The sequence below is a fragment of the Streptomyces katrae genome (genome assembly GCF_000966975.1).
Taxonomy (GTDB): Bacteria; Actinomycetota; Actinomycetes; order Streptomycetales; family Streptomycetaceae; genus Streptomyces; species Streptomyces katrae.
The window spans coordinates 1-1,188 of record NZ_JZWV01000539.1 but is presented as its reverse complement, the minus strand read 5'-3'; the positions used below and the strand labels follow the sequence as shown (position 1 = coordinate 1,188).

The following is a 1,188-nucleotide window of genomic DNA, read 5'->3' as shown; positions in this document are numbered from 1 at the left end:
GGACCGCAGGTCCAGTGCCGCAAGCTGCCGTCTGGTGGGGACGAACAGGGTGCGGCCCGAAGCACTCGTGGCCATCGTCCCCAGCAGAAACCACTGAAGGGGCTCGTCCAGCCGTTGCTGCCACACCTTGCGTCCGGTGTCCCTGTCCAGGGCGACGACTCCGTTGACCGGATCCGTCTCGCACAGCAGGGTGCCGGCCAGCAGGAGCGGGCTGTGCTGGCCGTCGAAGCGCAGGGTGGACTCCCACAACTGATTCCCGGAGGTGGCGTCGTACGCGCGGGCCCGGCCGGTGGAGAGGACGTAGAACCGGCCCGTTTCGTCGACGGCGGAGGCCGGGCCGCTGTACACGCCCTCGTACGTGCGCTGCCAGAGGGACCTGCCGGTGGCTCGGTCGAAGCAGGCCAGGGGCACTTTGCGCGTCCCATAGGGATCCCGGTGGGGGTCGACTTCGGGGAGCACTTCCACGAGGAGACCGGCCGGCGTGGGCGTGAGGGACAGCTCGTAGACGAAGTCTGCGGGCAACTCGCTGCGCCAGAGTTCCTTGCGCGCCGCAAGATCGAACGCGGCGAGGGCGTGGGTCGTGGCGGAGGCGCCGGCGGCAGGACCCAGGTGCAGCCAGACGGTGTCGCCTCCGACGGCGAGTAGTTCCAGGACGGTTGTGTTCCGTGTGTGGAGCGTTCGGTCGATCCAGTGCGTCCGGCCGTCGTCCAGCGAGCACAGCACGAGGGCGTCGTGGGTCTGCACCAGGATGCGGCCCTCGCCGACGAGGAGTACGGGGTTGGTACGGCCGAAGGTGACCGGCCGCTCCCAGACTTCTTTTCCGCTGCGGATCTCATGGGCGTGGAGGGTCTCGCCCCGGGTGACGAGGTAGCGCCCGGCACCCGTCACCCGTAGCAGGGTGGTCCTCGCGGTCACGTCGTCGAAGTGCCAGAGTGCGGCGGGAGGCAGTCCTGGGACCCTGGCTGTTGCGAGGGGGCGGTCCGGTAAGGACCGGTGGGCCGGCTCCCGGGTCGCCGTCCAGGCCAGGGCCGTGCCCGCGCCCAGTACGGCGCCCGCCGCGCCCGTGGCCAGCCGGGACAGGAGCGCTCGCCGTGTGAGCGGGCCAGCCGGGGATGTGAGCGGGCCAGCCGGGGAAGTCCGTGCCGTGGCGGAGGAGCTCGTCGGACCGTCCGCGGCACGGTGGAGGGG

The 1,188-nt window shown here is 71.3% G+C and carries 1 protein-coding gene; it reads right to left on the bottom strand.

Going from position 1 to position 1,188, the window contains the following annotated elements; all coding sequences use genetic code 11:
* The coding region (locus tag VR44_RS19530; protein WP_281187157.1) for an outer membrane protein assembly factor BamB family protein at positions 1–948 on the bottom strand (948 nt) is incomplete at its 3' end.
* Between the last annotated feature and the right edge of the window lie 240 nt (positions 949–1,188).